27 protein-coding genes are annotated in these 23,531 nt (G+C 51.0%); 16 read left to right on the top strand and 11 right to left on the bottom strand.

Annotation, left to right across the window (positions count from 1 at the left end; genetic code table 11):
* Positions 1-452 (top strand): UDP-N-acetylglucosamine 2-epimerase (locus ACI32D_RS08115; protein ID WP_439776074.1); only part of this gene is annotated, 452 nt, incomplete at its 5' end.
* 42 nt (positions 453-494) lie between these two features.
* Here ACI32D_RS08115 and ACI32D_RS08110 read toward each other — a convergent pair.
* Together ACI32D_RS08110 and ACI32D_RS08105 are read right to left on the bottom strand one after the other, a co-directional pair.
* Positions 495-974 (bottom strand): GtrA family protein, encoded by a 480-nt coding sequence (locus ACI32D_RS08110; protein WP_439776073.1) that lies wholly within the window; start codon positions 972-974, stop codon positions 495-497.
* Positions 967-1,413 carry a flavodoxin gene (locus ACI32D_RS08105; RefSeq protein ID WP_439776072.1) on the bottom strand — a complete coding sequence of 149 codons (447 nt, stop codon included), beginning with the start codon at positions 1,411-1,413 and terminating at the stop codon, positions 967-969. The genes ACI32D_RS08110 and ACI32D_RS08105 overlap by 8 nt, the downstream gene beginning before the upstream one ends.
* A 146-nt stretch (positions 1,414-1,559) precedes the next feature.
* Here ACI32D_RS08105 and map point away from each other — a divergent pair, with 146 nt between their 5' ends.
* The 3 genes from map (at position 1,560) to galU (ending at position 4,339) form a co-directional block, all read left to right on the top strand.
* Positions 1,560-2,387: a type I methionyl aminopeptidase gene (gene map, locus ACI32D_RS08100; RefSeq protein WP_003612256.1), complete on the top strand. Its 828-nt coding sequence runs from the start codon at positions 1,560-1,562 to the stop codon at positions 2,385-2,387.
* Positions 2,388-2,389: 2 nt separating this feature from the next.
* Complete coding sequence (locus tag ACI32D_RS08095) at positions 2,390-3,304, top strand: YihY/virulence factor BrkB family protein (protein ID WP_439776071.1); 915 nt, start codon at positions 2,390-2,392, stop codon at positions 3,302-3,304.
* A gap of 123 nt (positions 3,305-3,427) precedes the next feature.
* Positions 3,428-4,339 carry a UTP--glucose-1-phosphate uridylyltransferase GalU gene (gene galU, locus ACI32D_RS08090; RefSeq protein WP_439776070.1) on the top strand — a complete coding sequence of 304 codons (912 nt, stop codon included), beginning with the start codon at positions 3,428-3,430 and terminating at the stop codon, positions 4,337-4,339.
* Between the two features lie 51 nt (positions 4,340-4,390).
* On the opposite strand, the gene ACI32D_RS08085 is transcribed toward galU, so the two are convergent.
* Positions 4,391-4,672, bottom strand: a complete 282-nt coding sequence (locus tag ACI32D_RS08085) for a hypothetical protein (RefSeq protein WP_439776069.1) — start codon at positions 4,670-4,672, stop codon at positions 4,391-4,393.
* Between the two features lie 90 nt (positions 4,673-4,762).
* Between ACI32D_RS08085 and ACI32D_RS08080 the strand changes: the two genes are divergently transcribed.
* A complete protein-coding gene (locus ACI32D_RS08080; protein WP_439776068.1) occupies positions 4,763-5,758 on the top strand; it encodes an alpha/beta hydrolase in 996 nt (331 codons plus the stop codon).
* 373 nt (positions 5,759-6,131) lie between these two features.
* Here the strand turns inward: ACI32D_RS08080 and rlmD are convergent, their stop codons facing one another.
* Entirely contained in the window at positions 6,132-7,514 is a 1,383-nt protein-coding gene (gene rlmD / locus ACI32D_RS08075) for a 23S rRNA (uracil(1939)-C(5))-methyltransferase RlmD (RefSeq protein WP_439776067.1), read from the bottom strand.
* A 159-nt stretch (positions 7,515-7,673) separates the two neighbouring features.
* Between rlmD and recX the strand changes: the two genes are divergently transcribed.
* Both recX and ACI32D_RS08065 read left to right on the top strand, forming a co-directional pair.
* Positions 7,674-8,489: a recombination regulator RecX gene (gene recX / locus ACI32D_RS08070; RefSeq protein ID WP_439776066.1), complete on the top strand. Its 816-nt coding sequence runs from the start codon at positions 7,674-7,676 to the stop codon at positions 8,487-8,489.
* A 20-nt stretch (positions 8,490-8,509) separates the two neighbouring features.
* Positions 8,510-8,986, top strand: a complete 477-nt coding sequence (locus tag ACI32D_RS08065) for a hypothetical protein (RefSeq protein ID WP_439776065.1) — start codon at positions 8,510-8,512, stop codon at positions 8,984-8,986.
* Here ACI32D_RS08065 and ACI32D_RS08060 read toward each other — a convergent pair.
* The gene (locus ACI32D_RS08060; protein WP_439776064.1) at positions 8,983-9,450 is read right to left on the bottom strand and encodes a hypothetical protein; all 468 of its coding nucleotides are present in this window, start codon (positions 9,448-9,450) and stop codon (positions 8,983-8,985) included. The two genes, ACI32D_RS08065 and ACI32D_RS08060, sit on opposite strands and share 4 nt — an antisense overlap.
* A gap of 101 nt (positions 9,451-9,551) precedes the next feature.
* Between ACI32D_RS08060 and ACI32D_RS08055 the strand changes: the two genes are divergently transcribed.
* Together ACI32D_RS08055 and ACI32D_RS08050 are read left to right on the top strand one after the other, a co-directional pair.
* Complete coding sequence (locus ACI32D_RS08055; protein ID WP_439776063.1) at positions 9,552-10,415, top strand: hemolysin family protein; 864 nt, start codon at positions 9,552-9,554, stop codon at positions 10,413-10,415.
* Entirely contained in the window at positions 10,415-11,986 is a 1,572-nt protein-coding gene (locus ACI32D_RS08050; RefSeq protein ID WP_439776062.1) for a peptide chain release factor 3, read from the top strand. The genes ACI32D_RS08055 and ACI32D_RS08050 overlap by 1 nt, the downstream gene beginning before the upstream one ends.
* A gap of 75 nt (positions 11,987-12,061) precedes the next feature.
* On the opposite strand, the gene ACI32D_RS08045 is transcribed toward ACI32D_RS08050, so the two are convergent.
* From ACI32D_RS08045 to ACI32D_RS08030, 4 genes are all read right to left on the bottom strand, one after another.
* Positions 12,062-12,250 carry a hypothetical protein gene (locus tag ACI32D_RS08045; RefSeq protein WP_439776061.1) on the bottom strand — a complete coding sequence of 63 codons (189 nt, stop codon included), beginning with the start codon at positions 12,248-12,250 and terminating at the stop codon, positions 12,062-12,064.
* Positions 12,251-12,273: 23 nt separating this feature from the next.
* Positions 12,274-13,935, bottom strand: a complete 1,662-nt coding sequence (locus tag ACI32D_RS08040; RefSeq protein ID WP_439776060.1) for a multicopper oxidase family protein — start codon at positions 13,933-13,935, stop codon at positions 12,274-12,276.
* A 325-nt stretch (positions 13,936-14,260) separates the two neighbouring features.
* Entirely contained in the window at positions 14,261-14,539 is a 279-nt protein-coding gene (locus ACI32D_RS08035) for a DUF1827 family protein (RefSeq protein WP_439776059.1), read from the bottom strand.
* 116 nt (positions 14,540-14,655) lie between these two features.
* Positions 14,656-16,851, bottom strand: coding sequence for an AAA family ATPase (locus ACI32D_RS08030; RefSeq protein ID WP_439776058.1), 2,196 nt, complete (start codon positions 16,849-16,851; stop codon positions 14,656-14,658).
* Positions 16,852-17,018: 167 nt separating this feature from the next.
* Here ACI32D_RS08030 and ACI32D_RS08025 point away from each other — a divergent pair, with 167 nt between their 5' ends.
* The 6 genes from ACI32D_RS08025 (at position 17,019) to ACI32D_RS08000 (ending at position 21,716) form a co-directional block, all read left to right on the top strand.
* Entirely contained in the window at positions 17,019-17,219 is a 201-nt protein-coding gene (locus ACI32D_RS08025) for a hypothetical protein (RefSeq protein WP_296225879.1), read from the top strand.
* Positions 17,220-17,326: 107 nt separating this feature from the next.
* Positions 17,327-17,593: a phosphocarrier protein HPr gene (locus ACI32D_RS08020; RefSeq protein WP_003614073.1), complete on the top strand. Its 267-nt coding sequence runs from the start codon at positions 17,327-17,329 to the stop codon at positions 17,591-17,593.
* A complete protein-coding gene (gene ptsP / locus ACI32D_RS08015) occupies positions 17,593-19,320 on the top strand; it encodes a phosphoenolpyruvate--protein phosphotransferase (protein ID WP_439776057.1) in 1,728 nt (575 codons plus the stop codon). Before ACI32D_RS08020 ends, ptsP begins: the two co-directional genes overlap by 1 nt.
* A gap of 172 nt (positions 19,321-19,492) precedes the next feature.
* Positions 19,493-19,897 carry a transcriptional regulator SpxA gene (gene spxA / locus ACI32D_RS08010; RefSeq protein ID WP_270447465.1) on the top strand — a complete coding sequence of 135 codons (405 nt, stop codon included), beginning with the start codon at positions 19,493-19,495 and terminating at the stop codon, positions 19,895-19,897.
* A gap of 103 nt (positions 19,898-20,000) precedes the next feature.
* Entirely contained in the window at positions 20,001-20,750 is a 750-nt protein-coding gene (locus ACI32D_RS08005; RefSeq protein WP_439776056.1) for an adaptor protein MecA, read from the top strand.
* Positions 20,751-20,855: 105 nt separating this feature from the next.
* The gene (locus ACI32D_RS08000) at positions 20,856-21,716 is read left to right on the top strand and encodes a competence protein CoiA family protein (RefSeq protein ID WP_439776055.1); all 861 of its coding nucleotides are present in this window, start codon (positions 20,856-20,858) and stop codon (positions 21,714-21,716) included.
* Between the two features lie 12 nt (positions 21,717-21,728).
* On the opposite strand, the gene ACI32D_RS07995 is transcribed toward ACI32D_RS08000, so the two are convergent.
* Together ACI32D_RS07995 and ACI32D_RS07990 are read right to left on the bottom strand one after the other, a co-directional pair.
* Positions 21,729-22,373 carry a DsbA family protein gene (locus ACI32D_RS07995; RefSeq protein ID WP_439776054.1) on the bottom strand — a complete coding sequence of 215 codons (645 nt, stop codon included), beginning with the start codon at positions 22,371-22,373 and terminating at the stop codon, positions 21,729-21,731.
* Positions 22,374-22,447: 74 nt separating this feature from the next.
* On the bottom strand, positions 22,448-23,056 hold the full coding sequence (locus tag ACI32D_RS07990) for a CYTH domain-containing protein (RefSeq protein WP_439776053.1): 609 nt from the start codon (positions 23,054-23,056) through the stop codon (positions 22,448-22,450).
* A gap of 103 nt (positions 23,057-23,159) precedes the next feature.
* Here ACI32D_RS07990 and ACI32D_RS07985 point away from each other — a divergent pair.
* A partial coding sequence (locus ACI32D_RS07985) for a GTP pyrophosphokinase (protein ID WP_439776075.1) occupies positions 23,160-23,531 on the top strand: 372 nt, incomplete at its 3' end.

Raw genomic sequence — 23,531 nt, 5'->3', positions numbered from 1 at the left:
CTGATGACGTCGAAATCGTCTCCCCGGTCCACCTTTCGCAAAAAGTCCAGGAAGCTGCCAAAGAAGTTTTAGGCGGTGATCCCCGGATTCACTTGATCAAGCCTTTAGACGTGGTCGACTTCCACAACCTGGCCAAGCGCAGCTACTTTATTATGACCGACTCTGGCGGGGTCCAGGAAGAAGCTCCGTCTTTAGGCAAGCCGGTTTTGGTCTTGCGGGACACGACCGAGCGGCCGGAAGGGGTCAAGGCCGGAACCTTGAAACTGGTTGGCACTGAAGAAGACGCGGTTAAGGAAGCCATGCTGGAGCTTTTGAATGACAAAGCTGCCTACAAGAAGATGGCTGAAGCCAAGAACCCATACGGCGATGGCCAGGCCAGCGACCGGATCTTAAATGACATTGCCTGGTACTTTGCCGGCAAAAAGGAGCAAAAAACTGCCGACTTTGCCTAATTAAACAACTTGCATGAATGAAAAAAGCAGTGAAGCTCAGCTTCACCGCTTTTTAATTTTCTTCTCCAGTTTCCGTCTGAGGCTTCTTTCCTGTTGCTCGAAGACGGATTTGGTGGTCAGGTAGTTGAAGATGCCGACCAGGATTTGGTCGATGATCTTGACGATCAAGGCCGGCCAGCCGAAGATGCTCATCCCCAGCCACATGATCAAGGTGTCCGGCAGCAGGCTGATGATCCGGTAGGCAAAAAAGGACAGCAGCTTCTGCCACAAACTGTGCTCATGGTCCACGTTCTTGGTAAAGACCGCCTTGTGGTTGAACCAGAAGGAGGCCAGGTTGGATACGATAAAGGCAACCGTGTTGTCGATGACCAAGACGGTGTGCAAAACGTCATGCATGAACATGAAGACAACCGTGTTGATCAAGGCCGCGATGAAGCCGAAGAACATGTAGACCCATAAATTGCGGTGGCGCTTGAAGATCCGTTCACCTAAAGCCCGCCGCCGGTTAAAATTTTTATCCATTTAATTTGTCCGCCAACTCCTCAGCAGCTTCATCGATGCGGGCGATGTCTTCATCGTCTGGTGCGTTTTCAACCGTGAGCGGGGGAATCAGTTCCTTGGCCCCGCAGGCCAGAAAGGCCTTCTCAAAGTCATAAACGTTCTCGCAGTAGTGTTCCTTATAGGTCTTGTCGCCTGAACCCATGACCGCAAAAGACTTGCCGGTCAAGTCCAGCTCCTTGAGCTGGTCGTAAAAGTCGGCAATTTCGTCAGTCATGGCGCCTTCGCCGTAAGTATAGGTGATGAAGACGCACAGGTCGCTGTCTAAATAATCGCTGGCGTCAGTAAAGCTGACGTCAGAAGAATCTACTTCCAGGCCTTGGTCCAGCAGGTCTTCCTCCAGGATTTCAGCCATATCCTCGTCGTTGCCGGTCATGCTGGCAAAAACAATCTTTGCTCTCATAAGTTAAGCTCCCAAAAAACAATTTCTAGAGTATTATACACGATTTGCCCGAGCTTGGCGAATTGGGCGCTTTGCTACTTTAGCAAACTTTTAAAAAAGGTTATAATGGTGAAGACAAACTACTTCATTATGAAAGGAAAAACAAATTGATTACTATTAAATCTGTTCGTGAATTGAAGGGCATGCAGGCTTCAGGCCACTTGCTGGCAACTATGTTCGAGGCCCTGCGTGACGTGATCAAGCCGGGCATTTCCACCTGGGACATTGAAGAATTCTGCCAGGAATTCGTTTCCAGCCGGGGCGGCCGCTTGTCAGAACAAGGTTTTGAAGGCTACAAGTACGGTACCTGCATCTCAGTCAACGATGAAATTGCCCACAACATTCCCCGCAAGAATGTTTTCTTAAAGGAAGGCGACCTGGTCAAGGTTGACGTAACCTGCAACTTGAACGGCTACGAATCAGACTCCTGCACCACTTACGGGGTTGGCCAGATCTCAGAAGAAGACCAGCACTTGATGGACGTGACCAAGAAGGCCATGTACATGGGGATCGACCAGGCAGTTGTCGGCAACCGTATCGGGGACATCGGCGCTGTCATTCAGCATTATGTTGAAGATGAAGAAGGCTACGGTGACGTCCGGGAACTGATCGGCCACGGCATCCAGCCATCTATCCACGAAGACCCGGAAGTTCCTCACTGGGGCAAGGCCGGTCACGGTTTGCGTCTGCGCGAAGGCATGACCATCACCGTTGAACCAATGGTTGAAGCCGGCGGGGACTGGCGGATTTTGCAAAAGACGGTTGACGACCCGAATGACGACTGGGTCTTCTACGCTACTCCGGACGGGTCCAAGTCAGCCCAGTTCGAGCACACTTTTGCCATCACCAAGGACGGCCCGAAGATCTTGACTTTGCAAAAGCCATACGACGGCCTGGAAAAGTACATCCCGCACTTTGACGAAATGGAAGACTAGGCATGACGGAAAAAGTTGAGCCAGGACAAAAGGGGGTCCGGCGCTTTTTTGCAACTCTTTCCTCGGTCGTTTCCCAAGGGGAGATTTTTCAAAGTTCCATCGTGATTGCCTACTACATCCTGTTTTCAATTTTTCCCATCGTCATCATTATCGGTAACGCCCTGCCTTGGTTTCACTTGGACACGGGCCCGATTGTCGATTATGTAGAAATGATTTTTCCAAGTGACGTGGCCCGCTATATCATACCGATCGTTGAGACCCTGCTTAAGTCGAATTCGACCAGCTATTTCTCCTTCGGTGCGATCTTGGCCCTGTGGTCCATGTCCTGTATGGTGAACGCGGTCAGAATCGGGATGAACCGTCTGTATGGCGTCCACAACAAGGAACTGAAACTTGGTTTCTGGCACTTTATCTGGAACCGGACCTTGACCGTGATCTTCAGCGCTTTGATGGTCACCATGTTTATCCTTTTGGCACTGGTTGTGGTTTTTGGCCAGGAAGTCCTGCATTTTCTGGCGCCCTACCTCAATTTGTCTCTGGACTGGATCGACAGGCTCTTCAGCTACCGCTGGCTGGTTCTGCTGGTCTTGATGCTGATCGGGGTCTATTACCTCAACGCAGTAGCGCCCAATGTTCACTTCAAGAAGGCGGTTTTGCCCGGGACCATCGTGACGGTAGCCGGCTGGGAAGCCTTGTCTTATCTTTTTTCCTTCTATTTGAAAAATTTTCCGGTCAAATGGGAAAATTATGGTATAGTTGGAACTTTTATCATTTTTATGCTCTGGCTCAACCTCCTGGCCATTCTTTTGCTTTTTGGCACGGCGGTCAACGTCAGCTTGGACCAGCTGCGCTACGGGCCAGCGACCTATTCCAACGGCCCTTTGGCCGAGTTTATTGCCAAGCGGCGGAAAAAGTAATTGTCCATTTTCTAGGAGATTGGTCTAGCTTTACTAGATTCTTCTCTAGAAATATGTTATTATACGCTTGCATTTAAAATGCTTTCATTAATGTGCGAAGTTAAGAAAAGAGGATGTAAATACATGAAAGTCAGAAAAGCGATCATCCCAGCTGCCGGTTTGGGAACCAGATTTTTGCCAGCAACCAAGGCCATGCCTAAGGAAATGCTGCCAATCGTCGACAAGCCAACTATTCAATTTATCGTTGAAGAAGCCATGGCTTCAGGGATTGAAGACATTCTGATCGTTACTGGCAGAAGCAAGCGGTCAATCGAAGACCACTTTGACTCAAACCCGGAACTGGAAGACAACTTGACTGAAAAGCACAAGGACGCGCTTTTGAAGCTGGTCCGGGAAACCACCATGTCCAACATGAAGGTCAACCTTTACTTCACCCGCCAGCCGCATCCAAACGGTTTGGGGGATGCCGTCAACCGGGCCCGCAGCTTCATCGCCGGCGAACCTTTCGTGGTTATGCTGGGCGACGACTTGATGAGAGACAAGACGCCTTTGACCAAGCAGCTGATCGACTGCTACGATGAAACCCACGCTTCAACCATCGCGGTCATGAAGGTGCCACATGAAGAAGTCAACAAGTACGGTGTCATCGACCCAATCGGCGAAACTGCTCCAGGCCTGTACAACGTTAAGGCCTTCGTGGAAAAGCCAGACGTTGACAAGGCCCCAAGTGACCTGGCTATCATTGGCCGCTACCTGCTGACTCCGGAAATCTTTGACATGCTGGACAAGCAAAAGGCCGGTGCTGGCGGTGAAATCCAATTGACTGACGCCATCGACGCCTTGAACAAGACCCAGCGGGTCTTCGCCCATGAATTCAAGGGCGATCGCTTTGACGTCGGCAACAAGGAAGGCTACATGGAAACTTCCATCCAATACGGCCTCCGTCACCCAGAAACCAAGGATGCTTTGCGCAAGTACATCATTGACCTGGGCAAGAAGCTGGAAAGCGAAGGCAAGAAGCCAGCCGCTAAGTAATCTAAGCAAAGAAAGAAGCTGTCTGAAGATCAGGCAGCTTCTTTTTATATGTCACTTGCAGACGATTTTTCTCTCAGCCGGCAGGATTTGGATTCCGTAGACGGAGATTTCTTTTTCCTGGCAATAGAAGCTGAGGGGGATGGATTTGCTCCCCTTGCCGGTCAGCTGACGGAATTTGGCCAGGGTCAGGGGCTTTTTGCCGCACAAGAGCTGGCAGTCTTCCCGGGCCAGGACGAACTTGCTGAGGGGGAGGGTCTGGTCTTTTACCTGCAGGTAAAGGGCGTTTTGCCCGCCCAGGTCAGTCAGAAGCTGTAAAAAATCTGCGAGCAGCATAAATAATCCTTTCTTTTTTTATTGTGGTATACTGTTCATATTACTAAAAATAAAGCTACAAAGCGATAGAAATAACAGAAACTATAGATAATGAGGGAAGAGGACAAAAAACAGGTGAATAAGAAGAAGCAAAAGAAATCCAAGTCCAGCCGGCTGGTCAAAATCCTGGCCGGCATTTTGGCTGTTTTAGCCTTGGCCCTTGCCGGGGCCGGCTACTACTTTTTCAACATGGCTGTGGTGCCGGGCAAGAAAAGCTTCGTGACCAACGGGACGGTGAAGTTGACCAAGTCCACGCCCCAGTACAAGCAGAAGCTCTGGTACAAGCAGGTGAAAAAGCAGCACTGGCAGATACGGTCGGCTAAGAACAATTATCTCCTCCGGGCCAATTATATTCCAGCCAAAAACTCGGCCAAGACCGTGATCATCCTGCATGGCTACATGTCCAACAAGGAAAATATGGGGGCCTACGCCCAGCTTTTCCACTCCCTGGGCTACAACACCCTCTTGCCGGACGCGGAAGCTCATGGGCAAAGCCAGGGCAAGTATGTCGGCTACGGCTGGCTGGAGAAAAACGACGTTAAAAAGTGGGCCGAGCAGGTAATCAAGAAAAATGGCCAAAAGAGCAAGATCGTGATTTTCGGGGTCTCCATGGGCGGGGCCACGACCATGATGACTTCCGGCTTAACCTTGCCCAAGCAGGTCAAGTGCTTCATCGAAGACTGCGGCTACACCAGTGCCAAAAACGAAATTGAGCACGAAGCCAAAGCTCTTTACAATATGCCGGCCTTTCCGCGTTTTCCCCTGGTGGAAATCTTGAGCGGAATTACCAAGTTAAAAGCCGGCTACTTTTTGGCCCAGGCTTCCAGCATTAAGCAGCTGAAGAAGAATACCCGGCCCATGCTTTTTATCCATGGCAGCAAGGATACTTTCGTGCCGACCGAAATGGTTTATAAAAATTACCGGGCCAGCCGGGGGCCAAAGCAGCTCTTGATCGTCAAAGGGGCCCAGCACGCCAAGTCCTATGAGCACAATCCGGCCTTGTATGCACGCACGGTCAAGCAATTTTTAGCAAAATACGGCAAATAGTCTCTTGCAAGCGTTTGCATCTCATGCTATACTGAAGGCGTGGAAGAGGTAGAAAACAACTGAACAGAAGTTTTTATCTCCAGATTGTAATTATTATTCGCTGTCTCTCTTATTGAGACCAAAATAAAGGCTTGAAGCTTTTAACCAAGTGGCGATACACAATAGTCTAATTCATTTCATACGCTAGCACGTAAAACTCGAACAAGTGACTGTTTTATCTTAGCCGGTATTAGCCATTGGTGAATTCTTAAAATTGAATATCGTGACTATTAATTTGATGAGCTACCTCATCCACTTGGAAAGACTGCCGGGGGCAGTTTAAAGGCGAGAAGATTTGATCTTCTCGCCTTTTCTAATGCTTATTTTCTTTTTATTACTTGCGCAGGGTCAGCTTGGCGATGCATTCGCAGCGCGGCGTCTGCGGCAACATGTCGACGTTTTCGATGACCCGGACGTCATAGGCCTCGCTGAGCAGCACCAGGTCCTGGGCCAGGGTGGACGGGTTGCAGGAAATGTAGCCGAAGCTGGCTGGCTTGACTCTGAGCAGGGTCTTGATCAAAGACTTGGCCAGGCCGGTCCGCGGCGGATCGACGATCAAGGCGTCGATTGGCAGGCCATCTTCTTTTAAGCGGGGCAGGAGCTTTTCCACGCTGCCCTGCAAGTATTCAGCGTTTCTGACATGGTTGAGCTCAACATTGTGCTGGGCGTCCAAAACGGCTTCAGGGATGCTTTCGATCCCGACTACCTGCTTGACCTGGTCAGCGGCTAAGATCCCCAGGGTACCAACCCCTGAGTAAGCGTCAATCAAGGTCATGTCCGGCGTTAAGCTGAGCAGCTTCAAGGCTTCAGAATACAGGGTTGCCGTTTGGATCGGGTTCAGCTGGAAGAAGGCCCGGGGGCTCAAGGCAAACTTCTTGCCCATGATTTCTTCCGTGATCTGGTTTTTGCCCCGGAGCTTGCTGGTCTTGTTCCCCCAGACTTGCGGGTTCTGCCAGTCAGTTTCGTTTTGGTAGACGGAAACGACCTTTGGCAGGCGCATGATTTCATCAGCCAGCTGGAGAAGATTGTCCAGCTTGTGGCCAACGGTGATCAAGGTTACCTGCATTTCCTGGCTGGCTTCTGCTTGCCGGACCACGATGGTCTTAACGCCTGGCAAGTTGCGCCGGCGGTTGGCAATCGGGACGCGGAGCTTGATGATCAAATCCCGGATGGCCCGTTCAGTATCCTGGGTGTCCTTGCTTTGCGTTGGCATTTCCGGCAGGTCGATCAACTGGTGGGAGTTAGGGGCATACAGACCAAGGGAAACATGATGGTTTTCCCGTTCGATCTGGTACTGGGCCTTAGCCCGGTAGTGCCACTGATCCGGCGCCGGAATGGTGTTCTTGATCTTGTAATTCTTGTAGCCCCGCGGGTGGTACTTTTCAAGGGCAGAGACCAGGTTGTCCTTCTTGAACTTGAGCTGGCCCTCGTAGGACAGGTGGGCCAGTTCAAGGCCGCCGATTCTCGGGTCAACGCCGGATGGGAAGGGAACCCGGTCCGGGCTGGCTTCCTTGATCCGGACTAATTCGCCTTCCAGGTATTGGGGGTGGTCCTTGACGATCTTGGCCACCACGACTTCATCTGGCAGGGCGCCGGGGATGAAGATGATCTTGCGCTTGTAGTAGCCGATCCCTTCACCGTTGATCCCCAGCCGTTTGATGGTGATGATGACGTGCCGCTCTTGAGGAGCATTTTTTGAAAAATGTTTTTTCTGCATGTGATGCCTTCTTCTTGCTTATTCTTTCTACAATAAAAAACTGGAAACTTTTTGACATACTATTATACCGGGCTTTTTAAAAGGGACGCAAGTTTTTCGCAGCTTTTGCGGCAATTTGCTAAGATAGAGTTGCCAGATTTGCCAAATAAGGAGGAAAAAATGGCCATTATCACGAAAGTTAGTGCACAAAAGCGGCAGGGGCGCTACAATATTTTTTTGGACCAGGAATATGCTTTTTCCGTCAGCGAAAAGACCCTGGCAGAATTTGTCCTGCTCAAGGGCCAGGAGCTTACCCCCCAGAAGGTCAATGAGATCCTGGACTTTGAGGCTGTTGCCAAGGCCAGTGACCTGGCGGCCAAATACCTGTCCTACCAGCCCCGGACGGTCAAGGAAGTGACTGACTATCTCAGCCAGCATGAAATTTCCCGGTCAGCGGCCAAGCGGGCGGTAGGAGAATTGGTTGACCTTGGCTACCTGGACGACGAGGCTTATGCCCGCCTTTTTGTCAAAAATGACCTTCAGGTCGGCAAGAATGGACCAGGGGCTGTCCGCCGGGATTTAAAGAAAAAGGGCGTTGACGATGACTTAATCGAAGCTGCCCTGGCGGACGTGACTGATGAGGAATGGGCCGAGGTTGGCCAGCGCCTGGTCAAGTCGCTTTTAGGCCAGCAGGGAAAGATTGCCAAGCGGGAAGTTGACCGCAAGATGCAGACTAAACTGCTCAGCCACGGCTTCTCCAGCTCCCTGGCCCAGGAAGTAGTCCAGGAACTGGTCCCGGAAGCTGACGAGGACCAGGAGCGTGAAGCTTTAGCCAAGCAGGGCCTTAAGGCCTACAAGCGCTTCAAGCGCTATGAGCCGGGCGTAAGAGAGCAGAAGATGCGGCAGTACCTGTACAGCCACGGCTTTTCCGGGGATGAAATCAGTGCCTTTTTGGCCGGGGAGATCATTCCTTTAGAAGAACTGGAAGAATACTAGCAATAGAAAGAAGCAGAGAAATGCAGACAGAAATCAACGAACTTACTTTTATCGGCAAGGCTTTTCCTGACCGGATGATGGACGCAAACGGAACCTTCGCGGCCGCCAACCAGGAACTGGAAGCCAACCCGGCCTTTCAAGACTTTGTTAAAGCAGCCGGCCTTGACGACCAGCGGGCGTCTTTGATCGTTTTTGGCCCGGAAAACTTCATGTACTGGTATGGGGTGATCGCGCCTAAGGGCAGCGAAGTTAGCGGCCTGCTTAAATTTTCCCTGCCAAGCGCCCAGGTTTTCCAAAAAGAAGAGACGGCCAACGCGGCCTACTTTGACCTGCCGCTGAACTTCGAACTGCCCCGCTTTTTGGATGAAGCCGGTGATTTAGGCAGCGACTTCCAGGCTCAGCTGGAAGAGAATCCTAACCCTTACATCCTCCGCCAGCTGGATTTAGGCAATAAAAAACTGACCAAGAGCCTTTACCTCCCGGTCAGTCAGAATTAAGATTGATTGATTTCAGCATCAATGGACAGGTTGTCGTACTCGATGTAGGCCCCCAGGCAAGTTGAGATGAACATGATCAAGATGACGAAGCCCATGGAGGTGCCGACGATCCATTCCAGGGGCAAAAGCAGGCGGATCACGATCGTGGCCAGGGTGCAGAGGACAAAGTCCAGGATGAAGTTGGCGACCTGCAGGAGCGGCCGGCGGCGGATGCTGAAGAAGCGGAGAATCTGCTGCAGGAAGCTGTCATAGATGTCTCCGGCCAGCAAATTCAAGGGCCGCTGGATGGTGGCCTTGACGGCCAGCATGATGATGGCCCCGACAAAGGCCCCTACAGCCGTGCGGAAGGGGTCTGTCGAGTGCAGGACCAGGGCATTGTAGCCGATCCCGATGATGGCCAGGCTGCAGATGTAGGGAATCAAGAGCAGGAAGACGAAAACTAACATAATGCGGCGCATTTTCATTGGTAAAACACCTCTTTCTACTGGGGTATTTTAACATATTACAGTAAGGTCATATGCTATAATGTAAATATTTAAGGATTTTACGAAAGAGAGTTAACAAAATGACAAGCGACCCTGCGACCGGCAGCCTGTTTGACAAATTGAGAAGCCGCTTTTCCAGCAATGAAGAAGGCGGCAAGGACCAGCTGCAGGCTGAAATTGACCAGCTGCATGCTGGCAATGTTTTGACTGATACCGAATATTCGATGATTGAGGGCAGCATGGCTTTCCACGATAAAGTAGCCCGGGAAGTCATGGTGCCGCGGACTGACGCTTTCATGATCGACATTGAGGATGACCTGGAGGAAAACCTGGATGACATTCTCCGCCAGCCTTATTCAAGAATTCCCGTCTACCGCCAGGACAAGGACCAGATCGTGGGCGTCATCCACATCCGCACCATTCTTAGAGAGGCCCGCCAGCACGGCTTTGACCAGCTGACTTATGACCGCTTGATTTCCCCGCCCCTTTTTGCCCCGGAAACGATTGAGCTGGATGACTTGCTGGTGCAGATGCAGACCAGCCAGCAGCAATTGGCCATCCTAACTGATGAATATGGCGGGGTGACTGGCCTGGCCAGCATTGAAGACTTGATCGAAGAAATTGTCGGCGATATCGATGACGAGGTCGACAAGGCCGAAGTTTTGGTCCGGCAGCTGAATGAGCACCAGTTTGTCATTTATGGCAAGATGCCTTTGACTGACTTCAACGAACGCTTTGGCACTGACCTGGAAATGGAAGATGTCGACACCCTGGCCGGCTACATGATCACCAAATTGGGCGTGATCCCGGGCAGAGGCGAGCAGCTGGAGGTGCCCCTGGACAACGGCATGGTTTTGACGACCAGAAGAATGCGGGGGTCGCGGCTCTTGACGGTCTTGTTGACCCTGCCAGAAGAAAATTACGAGGAAGAAACTGAAGAATAATGAACAAAGAACTTTTAGACAAAGTAAATAAGCGGCGGACTTTCGCGATCATCTCCCACCCCGACGCCGGTAAGACGACGATTACGGAACAGATGCTGCTCTTGGGTGGGGTGATCCGGAGCGCCGGGACGGTTAAAGCCCGGAAAACCGGGAACTACGCCACCAGTGACTGGATGGAAATCGAAAAGAAGCGTGGGATTTCCGTTACCTCATCCGTTATGCAGTTTGAATACCAGGGCAAGCGGATCAACATCCTGGACACCCCAGGCCACCAGGACTTCTCAGAAGACACCTACCGGACCTTGATGGCGGTTGACGCCGCGGTCATGGTCATCGACTCCGCCCGCGGGATTGAGCCGCAGACCAAGAAACTCTTCAAGGTCGTGCGGCAAAGAGGGATTCCGGTCTTCACCTTCATGAACAAGCTGGACAGAGATGGCCGTGAACCTTTGGACCTGGTTGCTGAACTGGAAGAAGTCCTGGGCATTGAAGGCGTGGCCATGAACTGGCCAATTGGGATGGGGCAGAGCCTGCTGGGCCTTTATGACCTGGCTAACCAGCGGGTTGAACTCTACCATCCGGAAGAAGGGCAAGACCGCTTTATCGCTTTAGAAGACGGGAAGGCGCCAGCAGGCAGTCCTTTGGCTGATGATCCGCAGTTTGAAGAAACTTTGGGTGAAATCGAGCTTTTGGAAGGGGCCGGAGCCAGCTTTGACCGGGAAAAAGTTTTAGCCGGCCAGCAGACGCCAGTCTTCTTTGGGTCAGCCTTGACCAACTTTGGGGTGGAGACCTTCCTGGAACAATTCGTTGACTTAGCTCCAGCGCCAGGCGAGCACGAAGTCAACGGGGATGAAGAACTCAAGCCAGATGATGATGAATTCTCCGGCTTTATCTTCAAGATCCAGGCCAACATGAACCCCCAGCACAGAGACCGGATTGCTTTTGTCCGGGTCTGCAGCGGGGAATTCAGCAAGGGTCTAGACGTAACCCTGGCCAGAACCGGCAAGCCGGTCCGCTTGAACAATGCCGTTGAATTTGAATCAAGTGCCCGGGTCCAGGTTTCTGAAGCCGTGGCTGGGGACATTGTTGGTTTGTACGACACCGGCAACTTCCAGATCGGGGACTCCATCTACGCTGGCAAGCGCAAGCTGGAATTCCCGCCGCTGCCGGAATTTACCCCGGAACTCTTCATGCGGGTTTCACCAAAGAACGTCATGAAGCAGAAGTCCTTCCACAAGGGGATGAACCAGCTGGTTCAAGAAGGCGCCGTCCAGCTCTACCGCAACTACCAGACCGACGACTACATTTTGGGGGCGGTCGGTCAGCTGCAGTTTGAAGTCTTCCAGTACCGGATGAAGAATGAATACAACTCCGAAGTTGAAATGACGTCCATCGGCCACCGGGTAGCCCGCTGGATCAATCCTGACCAGCTGGACCCGAAGATGTCCTCCAGCCGGAACCTTTTGGTCAAGGACCGCTTCGGCAATCCACTCTTCCTCTTTGAAAATGCTTTTGCTGAACGCTGGTTCCACGACAAGTACCCGGATGTGGAACTGACGGAAAAGCTGTAATGCAAAAAAGCAAGTAAACAAGAAAAACGATGCCGCGAGGCATCGTTTTTTTAGTGCATGATTGGTTTTGACTGACTAGCATTCAGTCATTTCTGTTTTGCTTTTTGGCAAAAAGTAGTAAACGAGGTCAATGACGGACTGGGCAAACATTACCCCGGCCATCCAGTACATGGCCATCATCATCTTATCCGTAAAGGTGTAGAAGACGACGATCCCGTACAGCAAGACCCATAAAATCTTCAAGTAAAGGTTGTTGTTCATCATAATTCTTTTCCTCCAATTACTTCTTAGTGATGGCTGGCCCCGCTGGTCGCGTCGTGGTGGCTGGCACCCGATGAAGCGTCGTGATGGCCGTGGCCGGCTCTTGAAGCGGCAGTAACGGCTTCAACCAAGCGGCGGCTGGTTTCGGCTTCAGCCGCGTGGAAGCAGGCACCCATGTCCATGTCTTCAACGTCCATCCCTGGCATGAAGACTTCACCTGGTTCAACGCCCATTTCTTCAGCAAAGGCGTTCGTGATGGTTTCCATGTCCATCAGCTTGTAGGTCTTGTCCGGGTCCTTCGGGTCAACGATTTGGATCTGGGCCATCATGCCGGCATCTTCGTGTTCGATGATGTGGCAGTGGTACATGAAGACCCCGGCATTTTGGAAGTAGACCTTCAAGCGGACAGTTTCGCCTGGGCCGACTTCAATAGTGTCCTTGTAGACATTGATTTCGTTTGGGTTAGGCTTTTGCCCGTTACGGGAAACGACCAGGAAGTGGGCACCGTGGATGTGGAAGGGGTGCAGCATCCCTGAAGCAGAGTTGTTGGTGTTGGTTACGTCCCAGTATTCAACTGAGTTCAAGGTCTGCTTCATGTCGATTCTTTCCATGGAGAAGCGGAGGCCGTTGATCTTGTCGTGGTCGTCCATAGTCACGTGGCGGACTGGTGCTTCGCTGTTTACGGCCGGGTCATCTGGAGTAAAGATGTTGAATGGCAGCTCCCGGTCGTCTTTTTCAAAGGCGTGGATGCGGAATTCAACCAGCTTGAAGTCGTCAGTGTAGAGGCTGACAACGTCGCCTTCCTTGTAGCCGGCAAAGTCAACGATGACCTGCTGTCTTTCCCCTGGCCCGATCAAAAGCTTCTTGACCTCAATCGGGTGTCTGAGGAAGGAGTCGTCCCCGCCGATTTGGGTCATGGTCAGGTCGTTTTCAAAGTGCAGGCGCCATTCCCGGCGGTCAGACCCGCCCAAGAAGAGCAGGCGGACCTTTTGGGTGGTTACGTCAACGTAAGGACGAACCACGCCGTTGATCAAAGGAACTTCACCAAAGACGCCCATTGGGTCGTAGTCGGCCCGGTAGTCAAGCTGGTTGTCGTGGAAGGTCCGGTCCTGCAGGATAATTGGGAATTCATCGACCCCGTAGTTCTTTGGAATAGGCAGGCGGGCTTCGTTGTCATCAGTAACCACGACCCCCATGGCCAGGCCCATCCAGACCTGCATGGCCGTTGACGGACATGGGTGGGCGTGCAGCCAGGTCAAAGCGGCAGGCTGTTTGACCGTAAATTCGATATCTTTTTCTTCACCAGGGTAAACTGGGGCGTGGCAGCCGCCGTCAGTAATTGGTCCCGGAACTTCCATGCCGTGCCAGTGGAATGAAGTGAGGACAGGCAGGCTGTTTTTGAGGCGCACGTGGACTCTTTGCCCGGTCTTGACTACCAGGGTCTGGCCTAAAAGGGGAGCGTTGTAGCCCCAGGTCTTGGTCTTCTTGCCTGGCAGGATCTGGCTTTCACCTTCCTGAGCTTCGATGGTGTAGTAGATGTCATTGCCATCAACCTTGTCCGGCGCTAAAAGCGGGGGAACGGCTAAAGGCTGGGCCTCAACGCCTGCTGGAATCGTCAGCGGCTTGTAGCCCATGTGGCTCTTGTCAAAGTCTTTTTCAGCATAAAAGTAATCCGGATAAACTGTCATGTTTAGTACCTCCTTGTTTTTACCAAATCAACAGTTTAAAATTGCTGCTTTTTACACATTCACTTTCTTTTCTAAAAGCGCTTTCCAGTGCTCAAAGCAAATTGTAGAACTATTTCTTAATAAAAAAATTGACATAGATCAATTCTGGCGGATTTTTTGAAAAAAAGGCTATTTTTCGCAAGTAAATCTTCAATTTTGCTAAAAAACGGGTATTTTTTGAATTTTTCGCAGAAAAGAAAAAAGGAAGATAAAAGAAATAGGGAGCTAACGAAGAAAAGGAAAAGAAGGAATGAAAAAAGAGCCCGTCAGGGCTCTTTTGCAGGGATTACTTGTCAACGTGGATTTCAACCACCCGGCGGTGCTTGTCAACCGTGAGCTGGTAGCTGGTCCGGTCGGGAATCAGCCGCTTGGCCACGAATTCGAGTTCTTCTTCGCGGATCTTGCGGTGGTGGTTTTCTAATACAATCCCGATGGCGATTGGGCTTTCGGTATAAACTACGGTAGTGTTGCCTAAGGAGTAAACTTTAACGTAGTTCACGCTCGTAGTATTTAGCTGACTGTGAACTAATTCGGCATAGCTATTAGTAACATCAATTAAGTGCATAAAACTTCACCCGTTTCTATTTGTCTCTGATATTCCCCTCACTTTCATTATAACGCATTCAAGAAAAAAACAAGGATCCTTTTTGGAGAATCCTTGTTTTTTCTGTTCAGAGATAGTTATTTTTCTTCACTTGCTTCAGCTGCCGGCAGGGCAGGGACTTCTTCAGAGATTGCGATTTCCCCATCCTTTAAGTCGGCGACTAATTGCTTGGCTTCAGTGTGGTCCAGCTTGTAGTCGGCCACCTTGTCTTCGATTTCTTCCTGGATTACCCGGCGAAGCGGACGAGCACCCATTTCCGGATCGTAGCCTTCTTCAACCAGCTTGTCCTTGGCCGCGTCAGTAACCGTAATGTGCAGGCCTTGGTCGCTGACCATGGCGTTGGTCTTGTCCAAAAGGAGGTTGACGATCTGCAGGAGGTTGCCCTTGGTCAATGGGTGGAACTGGATGATGTCGTCAAAACGGTTCAGAAATTCTGGCTTGAAGTACTGGCTCATCACCTTGCGGGTTTCTTCAGCTTCGTTCTTGTTGTTTTCCGCCGCGAAGCCCACGCTGGCCGTCTTGATCCCCTGGCCGGCGTTTGAGGTCATGATGATGATCGTGTCCTTGAAGGAGACAGTCCGCCCTTGTGAGTCAGTCAAACGGCCGTCGTCAAGAATCTGCAAGAAGAGGTTCAAAACATCTGGGTGGGCCTTTTCAACTTCGTCCAAAAGGATCAGGCTGTATGGGTTGTGACGGACCCGTTCGGTCAATTGCCCGGCTTCTTCATAGCCGACATAACCCGGAGCTGACCCGATCAGCTTGGAAACAGAGTACTGCTCCATGAATTCGGACATGTCGAAGCGGATCATGGCATCTTCGCTGCCGAACATCTTCAAGGCCAGCTGCTTAGCCAGCTCGGTCTTGCCGACCCCGGTCGGGCCGACGAAGAGGAAGGAGCCGATTGGCCGGCCGGACTTGTTGAAGCCGATCCGGTTTCTTCTGATGGCCCGGGCCACCTTGTCAACGGCTTCGTCCTGGCCGATAACCTTGGCCTTGAGGTCGCTGGCCAGGTTGGCCAGCTGGTTTTCTTCCTGGGCCTGGATATCGCCGACCGGGATGTTGGTCTTTTCTTCGACGATCTTGTCCATGACCTTGGCCGTGATGGTTGGGGTCTTGTCCGGGTCGACGTTTTGGTCCTTCAGCTTTTCGTATTTTTCGATCTGGTCGCGGTAGTAGGCAGCCTTTTCGTAGTCTTCATTCTTCAAGGCGTCCTGCTTGAGCTTCTCAGCCGCGTCGATTCTTTCCTGGATCTTTTCCTTATCGATGTAAGGAATGGTCAGGTTCATTCTTGACCCGGCTTCGTCCAGAAGGTCGATGGCCTTGTCTGGCAGGAAGCGGTCCTGGATGTAGCGGGCAGACAGCTTGACGGCAGCTTCGATGGCATCGTCAGTGTATTTGACGTGGTGGTAGTCCTCGTAGCGCTTTTGGATCCCCTTGAGGATCTTGATGGTTTCGTCGATGCTTGGTTCCTTGACTTCAACTGGCTGGAAACGCCGGGCCAGGGCGGAGTCCTTTTCGATTTCCCGGAATTCCTTGATGGTCGTGGCCCCGACTAACTGCAGCTCGCCTCTGGCCAGAGCCGGTTTGATGATGTTGCCGGCATCCATGCCGCCTTCAGAATTGCCGGCGCCGACGATTTCGTGGATTTCGTCGATAAAGAGGATGATGTCTGGCTGGCTCTGCAGCTCTTTGACCAGCTGCTGCATTCTTTGTTCAAACTGGCCCCGGATCCCGGTCCCTTGCACCATGGAAACCATGTTGAGGGAGATGATCCGCTTGTTTTGCAATTTAGCTGGAACGGACCCGTCTACGATGTCTTGGGCCAGGCCTTCAACGACCGCGGTCTTGCCGACCCCGGCTTCCCCGATCAGAACCGGGTTGTTCTTGGTCCGCCGGTTGAGGATTTCGATCACCCGGGCGATTTCCCGGTCCCGGCCGATGACCGGGTCGATCTTGCCCTTCTTGGCCAAAGCGGTCAAGTCGGTCCCAAACTGGTCAAGCAGGGACTGGCCGCCGCCATTGCCGCCCCGGCCCGGGTTTTGCCCGGATGGATTTTGGTTGTTGTCACGGTTTGCGCCATTTGGCCGCCCGTTCAAAGCATTGAAGAGGTCGTCAAAGTCGCCGAAAAAGTTGTCATTGTTCATTTGATTGCCTTGTTGATTCCTTAATTCTTGGTAGCATTGCTGACATAAGTCGATTTCTTTGTTTTGGCCGTTAATCTTCGTGTAAAGATGTATCGAGGCCTGCCGTTGGTGGCAGTTTTGACACAACATGTTAAAATACCGCCTTTCATCAAAGTTCTGCCTAAATTATAGGACTTAGCACTCTAGTTAGTCAAGTGCTAAGTCTTGGAAAGAAAACAGCTTGCCTTTGAGTCTTCTTCCTTTAATTTTGACAAATAATTGCGCTAAAATAATGGACAGGAGGTTGTAACATTAATATGGACTATACTGATATTTTGGAGCAATTGGTCTCAGGCGACTTGCTTGAGTACCAGATCGACCCGCAGAAGGACCCGGAAGATGCTTTTGCCTTCCAGCAAAGCCTGCGCAATTACGGGAAAAACAAGAAAATTACCGGCCGGGCTGGCCGTGGCGGGGTTATTACCTATACTTCGATCGAGAATAAGCCCAAGTATTAATGAAAACATTTACAAATTAAGTTGTAATGACCTCGAAAACATGTTATTCTTTAAGGGAAACGGTACTTTGGTACCCAATTCTTGATTTTTAAAGGAGATAATTTACGATGGAAAAGAAAGAATTTCACATTATCGCTGAAACTGGTATTCACGCTCGTCCAGCTACCTTGTTGGTACAAGCTGCTTCAAAGTTTGGTTCAGACATCAACCTTGAATACAACGGCAAGTCAGTTAACCTTAAGTCAATCATGGGCGTAATGTCATTGGGTGTTGGCCAAGGTGCAGACGTTACTATCAGCGCTGAAGGCGACGACGAAAAGGAAGCTATCGCAGCTGTTGCTGAAACTATGTCAAAAGAAGGTTTGGCTGAATAATGACTGAAACTTTGAAGGGTATCGCAGCCAGTGACGGCGTTGCTGTTGCTCCAGCCTACCTCCTGGTCGAACCGGACCTTTCTTTTGAAAAGAAGTCCGTTGCCGACGCGGAAGCTGAAGTAGCCCGCTTTGACAAGGCAGTTGCCGAATCACAAGCTGAATTGGAAAACATCCGCAAGGTTGCAGCTGAAAGCTTGGGTGAAGAAGAAGCGCAAGTCTTTGACGCCCACTTGATGTTCCTGTCAGACCCTGAATTCACTGGCCAGATCAGCGCCAAGATCAAGAGCGACGCTGTCAACAGTGAAGCAGCTTTGGACGAAGTTGCCCAAAACTTCATCACTATCTTCCAAAGCATGACTGACAATGCCTACATGCAAGAACGTGCCGCTGACGTCCGCGACGTTTCAAAGCGGATCATGGCGCACTTGCTGGGCAAGGAATTGCCTAACTTGGCAAGCATCGACCACGAAGTAGTTCTGGTTGCTGAAGACTTGACTCCAAGTGACACGGCACAATTGAACAAGAAGTACGTTAAGGGCTTCGTAACTGACCTGGGCGGCCGGACTGCTCACTCAGCCATCATGGCTCGGTCTTTGGAAATCCCAGCTGTTGTCGGGACTGAAAAGATCACCACTTCTGTAGAAAACGGCCAAATGCTGATCGCTGACGGTTTGGATGGTGTTGCCATCGTTGAACCAAGCGAAGAACAAGTGGCTGACTACCGCAAGAAGGGCGACGACTTCGCCAAGCAAAAGGCTGAATGGCGGAAGCTGAAGGACGAACCATCAGTAACTGCTGACGGCAAGCACTTCACTATTGCTGCCAACATCGGTACTCCAGACGACCTGGCCGGCGTTCTGGAAAACGGTGCTGAAGCAGTCGGCCTGTTCAGAACTGAATTCTTGTACATGAACTCAAACGACTTCCCAACTGAAGAAGACCAGTTTGAAGCTTACAAGAAGGTTCTGGAAGGCATGAACGGCAAGCAGGTTATCATCAGAACCATGGACATCGGTGGCGACAAGCACCTGTCATACTGGGACCTGCCAGAAGAAATGAACCCATTCCTGGGTATCCGTGCCGTTCGTCTGTCCTTGAAGAACAAGGAAATCTTCCGGACCCAGCTGCGGGCCTTACTGAGAGCATCAGCTTACGGCAAGCTGGGGATCATGTTCCCAATGATTGGTACTTTGGACGAACTTCACCAAGCCAAGGCTGTTTTGGCTGAAGAAAAGGACAAGCTGGTCAAGGAAGGCGTCAAGGTTGGCGACGACCTGCAAGTCGGCATGATGATCGAAGTTCCAGCAGCTGCTGTTTTGGCAGACCAATTTGCCAAGGAAGTCGACTTCTTCTCAATCGGGACCAACGACTTGATCCAATACACTATGGCTGCTGACCGGGGCAACGAAAACGTTTCTTACCTCTACCAGCCATACAACCCGTCAGTTCTCCGTCTCATCAAGCACACGATCGACTCAGCTCACGAAGCTGGCATCTGGTGCGGGATGTGTGGTGAAGCAGCTGGTGACTCAACTATGTTCCCAATCCTGCTTTCCATGGGTCTGGACGAATACTCAATGAGCGCAACTTCAATTCTGCGGATCAGAAACGAAATGAAGAAGCTCTCAACTGAAGAACTCGCCAGCCTGGCTGACAAGGCTACCAAGGAATCATTGACCAACGAAGACAACATCGAATTGGTTAAGAACCTGATGGCTGACAAGTAAAGAGCAAATTAAAAGCGATTAGCGTGAGCTGACCGCTTTTTTTGTCCGATTAATTAAGAAATTTAAAAGAAAGCCAATTACCCCCTTCCTTTTTGTAAGTATCCATGTTAAACTATATAGTAAGTAACGAATGTGTGTTCATGCAATCTCATTTTAAAGGAGCGTGGTAACAATGGTAGATTTATATGTTTCTCCAAGCTGCACCTCATGCCGCAAGGCAAAGCAATGGCTTGAACAGCACAATATTCCCTACAAGGAAAGAAACATCATTTCTGATCCTCTGAACCGGGAAGAAATCATTCATGTTCTGAGAATGACTGAAGAAGGCACGGAAGAAATCGTGTCAACGCGGTCGAAGGCTTTCCAAGAGCTGAACATCGACCTGGACGACATTTCAATGAACGAACTGATCGATTTGATTGAAAAGAACCCAAGCCTGCTGAGACGGCCAATTATTTTGGATGACCGCCGGATGCAGGTCGGCTACAATGAAGATGAAATCCGCCGCTTCCTGCCGCGCAGCGTGCGCAGGCTGGAAATGGCCCGGGCTAAGCGCCTGGCAGACCAGGATTTATAATTTCAGAATAGAAAGTTGAAGGCGTTGGCTTCTAGAAGCTAACGCTTTTGCTTTGTCGGCTTTTTAGGTTACAATAACAGTACACACAAAGGAGGGATTGAGAATGCGCGTTGAAAAGGTAAATGAGAATACGCTCCGCGTAAGCATGACCCGGGAGGATCTGAACCAGCGGGGCTTGAAGATTCTGGACTTGCTCGGCAACCGGGAAAGAGTCCAGGAATTCTTCCTGTCAGTTCTGCGCGAAGTAGACGAGGACAATGACTTTGCCAGCGATGCGCCGGTGACTTTCCAAGTCATGCCCAACGATGGCGGGATCGATCTCTTGATTACCAAGATGAATAATAACAGCGACCTGCCGGAAGAAATGCGGCGCTTCTTTGATCCTGAAGCTAACGGGGTCGGAGGCGATATAGCTGAGCCAGTTGAGGAAGGTGACTGGGCCTTTTCTGACCTGGATCCGGCTGATGACGCCAACACTGAGATGGACCCGGTGATCATGCAGGACCTGGGCAACACTGATGATGATGACTACGAGGACTACTGGAGTTACCAGGAGACTCATGTCCTGGCCTTTGACGATATCGATGACCTCCTGGCTTTGGCTGACAGCCTCAAGGTCAGCGACCTGGCTTCCAGCGTCTACTACTACAAGCAGAAGTTCTATCTCAAGCTGGCTTTCATGGACGAGAATTACGCGGAAATCAAGCCGGCTGATGCCTGGGCGATCGCCAATGAATTTGGCTGCCAGGTGTCCGCTGACGAATTTCAGCAGGCCCAAGACCACGGCCAGTGCCTCTTCCAGCAGGATGCTCTGGGGGCATTGCGCCGGCAGTTTGCCAGCAAGTGGGCATAAGAATATAGACTATAATTTGCGGACTCCTTCGGGAGTCCTTTTATTTTTTTCAGCTTTTTTAAAAAAATCTCCCCCTTTTGGCGTACTAGTTAATGGGGGATTATTTTGTACGCAGCTTTATTAAACAAAGAACTGGTCCTGGCCGTCAGCGAGGCTGGCAAGGTCCGGGAAAACCCGGCCTATCTCAACCAGGAAGTCTACCGCTGCCCGCGTTGTCAAAAGCCGGTGATCCTGGTCTTGTCGCAGAAGGCTGAGCCCTTTTTCAAGCACTACCAGGCTTACCGGGGGCTGGGGGAACAAGAGGAGCACCGGCAGGGGAAAATGCTCCTGAAAGCTGCCTTGACCGCGGCGGGCCTAGCAGCGAAAACTGAGGTGCCGCTGGCTGAAGGCGCCTTGCGGGCTGACGTTTTGGCCACGCCGCTTTTGGCCTTTGAAGTCCAGTGCGCGCCCTTAAGCAAGGAAGAGTTTGCCCACCGGCATGCCCTTTACCGGGCGATCGGGATCAAGGATGTCTGGCTGGTTGGCCGCAGGCATTTTTTAGGGGAAAAATTAAAGCAGACCCAGCTGATTTTCTTTCGGGAAAACCCGGCCTGGGGGAGCTATTATCTGGAAATCCACCAAGAAGAAGGCCTAATCAGGCTAAAATACCAGATCAAGCAGGCACCCATCAGCCAGACCCTGCTCTACCGGCAGGTAGATTTTGCTTTGGACGCTGAAGGAATCGCTGCCTTGTGGCACTTTAGGCCCCTTTTGCCCCCGCCTTTGGCTGATGACTGGGTCAAGGAGCGGGACTATCTGGACCAGCAGCTGAAGGAAAAGAGCAAGCTGGGCCAGAAACTGGGGGAATTGATGTACTTGACCGGCTATACCGTCTTTACCTTGCCCAGGGAGGCTTTTTCCACTTGGCGGCTGCCAGGGGAGAAAAGCTGGCTCTTGAAATTTCTGCAGCAAAAAGCCAGCCCCTAAAGGTGAGGCTGGCTATAAGAGATGAAGGTGACTGACTGGGCAGTAAAGCGGAGCATTCTCCGTCAGCTGCATCAAGGGTTCAAGGCAGCTGTCAGCGCTATTTTGAAAAATCTGCAGGAGGTCGTCGTCACTTAGTTCGCCGTCAAGCAAGATGCCGCTGTCGTCAATTTGGTCGTCAAAAACCACAGTTGAAGGCAGGGCAGTGACCTGGAATTTCCGGGCCAGCTGCTGGTCCTGGGCAATAACGTCTTTTAAGCAGGTGTCGTTCAAAGTAGATGAAATTTTCTCTGGTTTGATATTAAGGCTTGTCAGCAATTCTTCAGCCAAGGCCGGAGAGTAAGACCGCTGGCCGTCGCTCAAGCTTTCCTGCAGCTTAAACAGGAAGCTCCTGGCCTTCTTTTTGCCATAAGCAATCTGGACGGCATAGTAAAAGCTCTGGGCGCTGACTGAGGCATTATGGTAATTGGCCAAATTGATGGAAGTGTTGAAATTCCAGTTCCGCTTGACCATGTCGGCCTTCATGGCCTCCATGGTTACCAGGGGGATGTAATTGACGGAAATTTCAAGCTCCAAGTCTTTCGCCAGCAGCCGGATGCGCTTTTCAAGCTGGTAGCAGGACAAGCCTAACGGATTGATAAACAGAAAAAGTTCGAACATGGTCGACCTCCAATTTTTGCTTCATCTGCTACTTTAACAAAACTTTTACTTGAAAACAAAAGAAAAGCTTACGGCTATTTTTGCTTGGCATGCAGGCTGGCCCGGGCAATCTTGCTCATGTTGTTGGCTGACTTGACCGGCAAGGCAAAGCGGGTCTTGATTTCTTCCAGGGCTTCCTTGATGGCAGCCGGGGAGTCATTTTCAATTTCCATTTCCCAGTCCTGGTAGCCATCCGGGTAGCTGGTCTGGTCTAAAGTCAGCTCGCAGCCCTTCGGCCCGTCCAAAAGGATCCGCCGGGTCTTGCTCCAGGAAAAAAGGGTCAGCTGACCGGCTTTGTCCGGGTAATGCTCCAAAAGATACTTGCCGACATTGCCAACTAGGCTCGGCTTGCCTTCTTTCAAAAAGTCTTCGGCTTCAGGCAGGGTCAAGTCATCATTGATTTCCAGGCTTTCATGGTAGGTTTCCTGCAGCTTCTTGACCGGGACCTTGATGGTTTCCTCGGCCCGGTCTTTAAAGCAGCGGATTCTGAGGGCGCTGTGGTCTTTTTTCAGCTGCCAGTCCGGGGTGTCAAAATAATGGTTGCTCTGCTTGAAATCGCTCTTGACCGGGTAGGCGCTGGTAATAGCATCGTAGCTAGCCTGGTCCAGGGCGACTTTGGCTTCAATTTCGCGGTTCTTGCTCATTTTTGATAACTCCTTTGTTAGATAAAAATTAAAAGGCTTGCGTTGGTGCTTTCGCTAACATCTATGTTAAAATGAATTTGTTTGAGATGGAAGGAAAATGTCTGTGATTACTGATTGGGATACTTTTTTATGGCCATACAATGAAGCCGTAAATGAACTAAAAGTTAAATTCAGAGCTCTCCGGCAGAGTTTCTTGACCAAGGGAGAGCATTCACCAATAGAATTCGTGGTTGGCCGGGTGAAAACGGTCGACTCCATTAAAGAGAAAATGCAGCGGCGGGTCATCAGCCCGGACGTGATCGAAACCGACATGCAGGATATTGCCGGCATCCGGATCATGTGCCAGTTTGTCGACGACATCTACCGGGTCGTTGACCTGCTTCACGCCAGAGACGACCTGGAAGTCGTCGAAGAGCGCGACTATATTCAAAACGCCAAGCCGTCCGGCTACCGGTCCTACCACATGGTGGTGGCC

The organism is Lactobacillus sp. (assembly GCF_051873315.1).
GTDB lineage: Bacteria > Bacillota > Bacilli > Lactobacillales > Lactobacillaceae > Lactobacillus.
This window is presented reverse-complemented; position numbering and strand designations above follow the sequence as displayed.

Coding starts and splice junctions, on each gene's coding strand:
- ACI32D_RS08095 (WP_439776071.1), top strand. CDS start 2,390: ATGACGGAAAAAGTTGAGCCAGGACAAAAGGGGGTCCGGCGCTTTTTT.
- ACI32D_RS08005 (WP_439776056.1), top strand. CDS start 20,001: ATGCGCGTTGAAAAGGTAAATGAGAATACGCTCCGCGTAAGCATGACC.
- ACI32D_RS08065 (WP_439776065.1), top strand. CDS start 8,510: ATGCAGACAGAAATCAACGAACTTACTTTTATCGGCAAGGCTTTTCCT.
- ACI32D_RS08080 (WP_439776068.1), top strand. CDS start 4,763: ATGAGGGAAGAGGACAAAAAACAGGTGAATAAGAAGAAGCAAAAGAAA.
- ACI32D_RS08045 (WP_439776061.1), bottom strand. CDS start 12,250: ATGATGAACAACAACCTTTACTTGAAGATTTTATGGGTCTTGCTGTAC.
- ACI32D_RS08020 (WP_003614073.1), top strand. CDS start 17,327: ATGGAAAAGAAAGAATTTCACATTATCGCTGAAACTGGTATTCACGCT.
- ACI32D_RS08110 (WP_439776073.1), bottom strand. CDS start 974: ATGGATAAAAATTTTAACCGGCGGCGGGCTTTAGGTGAACGGATCTTC.
- ACI32D_RS08040 (WP_439776060.1), bottom strand. CDS start 13,935: ATGACAGTTTATCCGGATTACTTTTATGCTGAAAAAGACTTTGACAAG.
- ACI32D_RS07990 (WP_439776053.1), bottom strand. CDS start 23,056: ATGAGCAAGAACCGCGAAATTGAAGCCAAAGTCGCCCTGGACCAGGCT.
- rlmD (WP_439776067.1), bottom strand. CDS start 7,514: ATGCAGAAAAAACATTTTTCAAAAAATGCTCCTCAAGAGCGGCACGTC.
- ACI32D_RS08105 (WP_439776072.1), bottom strand. CDS start 1,413: ATGAGAGCAAAGATTGTTTTTGCCAGCATGACCGGCAACGACGAGGAT.
- ACI32D_RS08050 (WP_439776062.1), top strand. CDS start 10,415: ATGAACAAAGAACTTTTAGACAAAGTAAATAAGCGGCGGACTTTCGCG.
- ACI32D_RS08085 (WP_439776069.1), bottom strand. CDS start 4,672: ATGCTGCTCGCAGATTTTTTACAGCTTCTGACTGACCTGGGCGGGCAA.
- ptsP (WP_439776057.1), top strand. CDS start 17,593: ATGACTGAAACTTTGAAGGGTATCGCAGCCAGTGACGGCGTTGCTGTT.
- recX (WP_439776066.1), top strand. CDS start 7,674: ATGGCCATTATCACGAAAGTTAGTGCACAAAAGCGGCAGGGGCGCTAC.
- galU (WP_439776070.1), top strand. CDS start 3,428: ATGAAAGTCAGAAAAGCGATCATCCCAGCTGCCGGTTTGGGAACCAGA.
- ACI32D_RS08030 (WP_439776058.1), bottom strand. CDS start 16,851: ATGTTGTGTCAAAACTGCCACCAACGGCAGGCCTCGATACATCTTTAC.
- spxA (WP_270447465.1), top strand. CDS start 19,493: ATGGTAGATTTATATGTTTCTCCAAGCTGCACCTCATGCCGCAAGGCA.
- ACI32D_RS08055 (WP_439776063.1), top strand. CDS start 9,552: ATGACAAGCGACCCTGCGACCGGCAGCCTGTTTGACAAATTGAGAAGC.
- ACI32D_RS07995 (WP_439776054.1), bottom strand. CDS start 22,373: ATGTTCGAACTTTTTCTGTTTATCAATCCGTTAGGCTTGTCCTGCTAC.
- ACI32D_RS08060 (WP_439776064.1), bottom strand. CDS start 9,450: ATGAAAATGCGCCGCATTATGTTAGTTTTCGTCTTCCTGCTCTTGATT.
- ACI32D_RS08035 (WP_439776059.1), bottom strand. CDS start 14,539: ATGCACTTAATTGATGTTACTAATAGCTATGCCGAATTAGTTCACAGT.
- ACI32D_RS08025 (WP_296225879.1), top strand. CDS start 17,019: ATGGACTATACTGATATTTTGGAGCAATTGGTCTCAGGCGACTTGCTT.